This is a genomic window from Streptomyces sp. OfavH-34-F (assembly GCF_022347745.1).
Lineage (GTDB): Bacteria > Actinomycetota > Actinomycetes > Streptomycetales > Streptomycetaceae > Streptomyces.
Window position 1 is genome coordinate 1 of the sequence record NZ_JAKRGC010000375.1, and the last position, 5,508, is coordinate 5,508.

A 5,508-nucleotide genomic window follows, 5' to 3' on the forward strand; every position below is an offset into this window, starting at 1 on the left:
CGAACCCGGAAGCTAAGCCTTTCAGCGCCGATGGTACTGCAGGGGGGACCCTGTGGGAGAGTAGGACGCCGCCGAACAATCATTGTGGGGAAGCCCCGTGCCGCTGGCACGGGGCTTTTCTGCGTTCTCAGCCCGGTGTCACCAGATGGGTGTCGTACGCCAGGATCACCGCCTGGACGCGGTCCCTGGCACCCGTCTTCGCGAGGATGCGGGACACATGGGTCTTCACCGTCGACTCCGCGAGGTGCAGGCGCTCCGAGATCTCCGCGTTGGTCCAGCCTCGTCCGATGACCGTGAGGATCTCCAGCTCCCGCCCCGTGAGCCCCGAGATGCGGGGGTCCTGAGTGGCGGGCTCGCCCGGCGCGGCCGGCAAGTGCTGTACGTACGCGTCCAGGAGACGGCGGGTCAGGCTCGGGGCGACCACCGCGTCCCCGCTGGCCACCGCCCGTACCCCGGAAAGCAGCTCCTCCGGCAGCGCGTCCTTGATGAGGAAGCCGCTGGCGCCCGCGCGGAGCCCGTCGTACGCGTACCGGTCCAGGTCGAACGTCGTGACGATCAGGACCCGGGTGCGGGAGCCCGCCCTGATGATGCGGCGGGTCGCCTCGATGCCGTCCAGGACCGGCATGCGGATGTCCATCAGCGCTACGTCCGGCTGGTGCCGGGCGACGAGCTGGAGCGCTTCGTGACCGTTGGCGGCCTCACCGACGACGGTCATGTCGTCCTGGCTCTCCAACAGCATGCGGAAGCCGAAACGTTGCATCGGCTGGTCGTCCGCGATGAGCACGGTCGTCACGAGGGGGAGTCCTCCAAAGGGAGCCGCAGCCGCACGCGCCAGCCGGGTTCGGCCGGCGACGGTCCGGCTTCGAGTGTGCCGTCGTACAGGGAGGCGCGGGCGCGCATCCCGGTGATGCCCTGCCCGGTGCCGGCGGACGCCTCCGCGGCCGGGCGCGGGCTCCCATTGTCCGTGATGAGGACTTCGAGGGCGCCGGGCAGGTGCACCAGGGCGACCGCGGCCGCGAGGTCCGGCGCTGGGCCCGCGTGCTTCAAGGTGTTCGTCAGGGACTCCTGCACCACCCGGTACACCGTCAGCTGCCGTCCCGCGCCGAGCGGATGAGGTGGCGGTGTGCCGCGTACCGACAGGCGTACGGGGAGGCCTGCCCGGCGTACGCCCTCCAGCAGCGCGTCCAGGTCGTCCAGCGTGGGCTGCGGGGTGCGGTCGGCGTCCTCCGGCGCGTCGCGCAGGACGCCGAGCAGCCGGCGCAGCTCGGCGAGGGCCTGCCGGCTGGTGGTGCCGATGGCCTCGAGTGCCTGGGCCGCGCGTTCCGGGCTGCGGGCGGCGGCGTACGAGCCGCCGTCGGCCAGGCCCGTGATGACGGAGAGGTTGTGGCCGATGATGTCGTGCATCTCCCTGGCGATCCGGGTCCGTTCCTCGGCGGCGGCCAGGCGTGCCTGCTGGTCGCGTTCGCGTTCCAGCCGGTCGGCCCGGTCGACCAAGGCCTCCGTGTACTCCTTGCGGGTGCGCACCACGATCCCGGCCAGGGCGGCCATCGCGAACATCCAGACGTGCGGCAGCAGCAGCTGCGACCAGTCGTCCGGGAAACGGGCCGAGGCGATGAGCAGCGGGGCGGCGATCAGGACACCGGCCCGGGCGAGGGTACGCATCGGCAGCCGTACCGCGATGTTGAAGACCACGATCTCCTGGAGGAGCGACGCCTGGAGGACCGCCCCCGTCCAGGCGTTGGCCAGGGAGAACGGTGCCATGACGGCGAGCACCGCGAGCGGGTGCGAGCGGCGCCACAGCAGCGGGGCGGAGAACGCCACGCTCATCGTGAGCACCAGCGGTTGCGGCACCTGTGCGTCGAGGGCGACCGTGCGCCAGCCGCGGGTGGAGACGTCGAGCACCGCGAACAGCACCCAGAACGCGGTCAGTGTGGCGTTCCAGGGGGCGGGGCGGCGGCGGTCGAACGCGCGCACGCGCTGGAGCAGGCGTTGCAGGTGCCGGGTGAGCGGGGTGGGGCCGGAGCCGGGCGGCGTCGGCCGGTCCGTGGCGTCCTGCGTCACTCGTGTCCTCCGGCCGTCCCGCTGCGTACCGTTCACGCGTCCCGGCGGCGCAGGAGCACCGCCGCCGCGACCAGTGTGGCCGAGGCCCACAGGAGCAGGGCGAGCAGGGCGGGACCGGGTGCGGCGGCGTGCGGGAGGGGGGTCGCGGAGCCGAGGACGCCCGCGGCCTGGGTGGGGAAGTAGCGGACGGCGGTCTCCACCACGTCGTACGGGAGCATGGTGATCACTTCGGGGAGGATCATCACCCCGCCGACGAAGGCGCCGATGGCTCCGGGGACGGAGCGCAGGAGTGCGCCGAGACCCAGGGCGATGAGGCCGAGCAGGGTGACTCCGGCGGCGTTCCCCGCCACGGCGCGCAGTACACCCGGGTCGGTGAGGGAAGCCGCCTGGTCCGTGTCCTGGAGGAAGAACTGGGCTGCGGTGAAGGTGAGGAGCCCGGTCGCGAACATGACGGTGAACACCGTGGCCGAGAAGACGGCCGCCTTCGCCCACAGGACGGGGAGCCTGCGGGGTACGGCGGTGAGCGAGGCACGGATCAGGCCGGTGGAGTACTCGCCCGCCGTGACGAGGATGCCGAGGACCACCGTGCAGAGCGAGGCGAGGAGCGAGCCGTAGAGGACGAGGACGACGGTGTCGACGTCCGAGTCGCCGCCGCCGGAGGAGTACGTCGCGCCCATGGCGATGCCGACGCCGAGCACGAGGACGACGGCCGGCCCCAGGGTGATCCAGCTGGAGCGCACGGTGCGCAGCTTGTGCCACTCGGAGTGGAGCACCCGCAGAGGTGTGATCCGGTACGGGTGGGGAACGGCGGCGGTGGTCATGCGGGGGCTCCGGTCGGTGCGGGGGCGGTGGTCCGGTAGTCGACGGACTCCTGGGTGAGGTCCATGAATGCCTGTTCGAGGGAGGCGGTGCGCGGGGTGAGTTCGTGGAGCGGGATGGCGTGGGCGGCGGCGGTGCGGCCGATGTGTGCGGCGTCCGTGCCGCGTACGTCGATCCGGTCGGAGCCGGGGGAGGTGGTGATGTCGATGCCCGGTCCGCGCAGCAGGGCGTGCAGGGCGGCGGGCTCGGGGGTGACGACGGTGACGGACCCGCCGCCGGCAGCGGCGGTGAAGTCGGTGACCGTGGTGTCGGCGAGGAGGCGGCCGCGGCCGATGATCACGAGGTGGTCGGCGGTGAGGGCCATTTCGCTCATCAGGTGCGAGGAGACCAGGACGGTCCGGCCCTGCGCCGCCAGGTCGCGCAGGAGGGTGCGCACCCAGAGGACGCCTTCCGGGTCCAGGCCGTTGACCGGTTCGTCCAGGATGACGGTGGCCGGGTCGCCGAGCAGGGCGGCGGCGATGCCCAGGCGCTGGCCCATGCCGAGCGAGAACCCCTTGACGCGCTTTCCGGCGACGGCGGTCAGGCCGGCGAGGCCGATGACGTGGTCGACGCGGCTGCGCGGGATGCCGTGGGTGTGGGCGAGGGCCATCAGGTGGTGGAAGGCGGTCCGGCCGGGGTGGACGGAGCGGGCCTCCAGCAGGGCGCCGACCTCGGTGAAGGGCGCGTCGTGGGTGGTGTAGTCGCGGCCGCCGATCGTGGCACGGCCCCGGGTGGGGGCGTCCAGGCCGAGCAGCATGCGCATGGTGGTGGACTTCCCGGCGCCGTTGGGGCCGAGGAAGCCGGTCACGGTGCCGGGGCGGACCGTGAAGTCGAGGTCCTGGACGACGGTGGTGTCTCCGTACCGCTTGGTGAGTGCGTGGGCCCTGATCATGCGGTCGACGCTACGGAGCGGGCGCGGGCGTGGCGTCGGTCCGGGGGTGGGAGGTTTCCGGTCGCGTAGTACCGGGGTACGACGCCGGGCCGGGGCCGGCGGTCCGGGGGTGAATCCGTTTGCGTGGCCGTCGCGGCGCAGGTCAGGATCGGTGCATGGACTACGTGATACGGCCGGTGCGCGCCGATGAGTGGCAGTCGGTGCGGGAGCTCCGGCTGGCCGCGTTGCAGGACCCGGCCGCCCCGGTGGCGTTTCTTGAGACGTACGAGCAGGGCCTGGAACGGTCCGACGAGGCGTGGCGGGAGCGGACGGTCGACGCCTCCGACGCGGGTGCGGGCGAGGTGCGGCAGTTCGTCGCCGAGGGCCCGGACGGTTCCTGGGCGGGCTCGGTGACCGTGCTCGTGGAGGGGCCGGACGTGGAGGCGCGTTTCGGGGAGCCCGCCGCGGTGAACCAGGGGCATTTGGTCGGTGTGTTCGTGCGGCCGGAGGCGCGGGGTGCGGGCGTGGCCGACGCGCTGTTCCGGGCGGCCGTGGACTGGGCGTGGTCGCTCGAGAAGCCGCGACTGGAACGCGTACGGCTGTATGTGCACGAGAACAATCCGCGTGCCGCGGCGTTCTACCGGCGGTTTGGTTTCGCGCCGACCGGGGAGACCGTGCCGATGCCGGGTGATCCGGCGGCGCGGGAGCTGGAGTACGCGGTGACGCGGCCCTGAGCGCCGCCCGTCACAGAGGGCTGGGCGTGCGGAGCTGTTGCGTCCAGTGGGAGCGGGCCTGTTCCGGGGAGCGGAGCAGGGCTACGGTGGCGAGGCCGCGGGTCTCGCCGGTGCGCAGCAGTTCCGGCAGGCGGGGCAGGGGGGCGACGGCCGCGATGTCGTCGAGGACGAGTGTCAGTGGTGGGTCGAGCCGGCCGTCGGATGACCGTGCGGCCACGCGACGGCCGTGCTCGACCACGTCTGAGGCGAGCGCGGTGAGCAGGGGCATGGTCCCTGGACCGCTTCGCGGGGTCTCGATGGATTCACCCACCACATAGAGGCTGCCCCCTTCGGCGGCGAATGAATCCAGCGCGAGGGTGTCGGCCCGATTGGGTGTGCAGGCGTCCCGGACGTGGACGGAGGAGAGGGCGCCGAAGGCCCGTACCGTCAGTTCCTGGGCCATTTCGCGGCGTTCGGGGTGTCCGGTGAGGGCGGACTCCAGCAGTCCGGCGAGGCCGGGGGCGGCTTTGGGGTGGGTGCGCAGCAGGCGGACCGGTTCGTGGGCGTTGCCGCCCATGGCCCAGCGGTGGACCTGGCGGAAGGGGCGGCCGTCGATCGCGGCGGCGTGCAGCCAGGAGCGCAGCAGGGTCTCGGCGGTGTCGGCCGTGGCGGCGTCGACCCGGCCCTGTGGCCGGACGGGGGCGAGGAGCGCGGTGGCGCGGGAGGCCGCGCGGTCGGCGTCCTCGCAGCCGCTGGTGGGGGCCCAGTGCAGCCGGCCCGGGGTGTCGCAGAGATGGCCGGGGTCGTAGACGAGGACGGGGCCGAGCTTGGCGCGGGCGTCCTTCGTCTCGGCCCACAGGCTGGGGTCGGCGGTGACCACGACCACGGGTCCGTCGGCTTCGTGGATCGCCTGGAGTGCGGTGGCCCGGCGGGTGGGGGCGGGGCCGTAGAGGACGAGCGGGGTGCGCGGGGCGGGCACGGCGGCCGGGGCGGGTGCGGCGGTCG

General features: G+C 73.2%; 5 protein-coding genes, 1 rRNA gene and 1 pseudogene. 2 read left to right on the forward strand and 5 right to left on the reverse strand.

What is annotated here, in order from left to right; genetic code table 11:
* Nucleotides 1-77: ribosomal RNA gene (gene rrf / locus MHW47_RS31295) — 5S ribosomal RNA — on the forward strand; the annotation flags it as partial.
* Between the two features lie 50 nt (nt 78-127).
* On the opposite strand, the gene MHW47_RS31300 is transcribed toward rrf, so the two are convergent.
* From MHW47_RS31300 to MHW47_RS31315, 4 genes are read right to left on the reverse strand one after another with little or no spacing between them, the layout of a single operon-like run.
* Nucleotides 128-793 carry a response regulator transcription factor gene (locus MHW47_RS31300; RefSeq protein WP_239227249.1) on the reverse strand — a complete coding sequence of 222 codons (666 nt, stop codon included), beginning with the start codon at nt 791-793 and terminating at the stop codon, nt 128-130.
* Entirely contained in the window at nt 790-2,061 is a 1,272-nt protein-coding gene (locus MHW47_RS31305) for a sensor histidine kinase (protein WP_239227250.1), read from the reverse strand. Before MHW47_RS31305 ends, MHW47_RS31300 begins: the two co-directional genes overlap by 4 nt.
* 32 nt (nt 2,062-2,093) lie before the next feature.
* Nucleotides 2,094-2,882 (reverse strand): ABC transporter permease, encoded by a 789-nt coding sequence (locus MHW47_RS31310; protein ID WP_239227251.1) that lies wholly within the window; start codon nt 2,880-2,882, stop codon nt 2,094-2,096.
* Nucleotides 2,879-3,811 (reverse strand): ATP-binding cassette domain-containing protein, encoded by a 933-nt coding sequence (locus MHW47_RS31315; RefSeq protein WP_239227252.1) that lies wholly within the window; start codon nt 3,809-3,811, stop codon nt 2,879-2,881. Before MHW47_RS31315 ends, MHW47_RS31310 begins: the two co-directional genes overlap by 4 nt.
* Before the next feature lie 155 nt (nt 3,812-3,966).
* On the opposite strand from MHW47_RS31315, the gene MHW47_RS31320 reads away from it, so the two are divergent.
* The gene (locus MHW47_RS31320) at nt 3,967-4,524 is read left to right on the forward strand and encodes a GNAT family N-acetyltransferase (protein ID WP_239227253.1); all 558 of its coding nucleotides are present in this window, start codon (nt 3,967-3,969) and stop codon (nt 4,522-4,524) included.
* Nucleotides 4,525-4,534: 10 nt separating this feature from the next.
* On the opposite strand, the pseudogene MHW47_RS31325 reads toward MHW47_RS31320, so the two are convergent.
* Nucleotides 4,535-5,508 (reverse strand): annotated as a pseudogene (locus MHW47_RS31325) (type VI secretion protein); the annotation flags it as partial.

What these genes read in the sequence shown, in the direction of transcription:
- MHW47_RS31320 (WP_239227253.1), top strand. Translation starts at nt 3,967, where the DNA reads ATGGACTACGTGATACGGCCGGTGCGCGCCGATGAGTGGCAGTCGGTG.
- MHW47_RS31315 (WP_239227252.1), bottom strand. Translation starts at nt 3,811, where the DNA reads ATGATCAGGGCCCACGCACTCACCAAGCGGTACGGAGACACCACCGTC.
- MHW47_RS31310 (WP_239227251.1), bottom strand. Translation starts at nt 2,882, where the DNA reads ATGACCACCGCCGCCGTTCCCCACCCGTACCGGATCACACCTCTGCGG.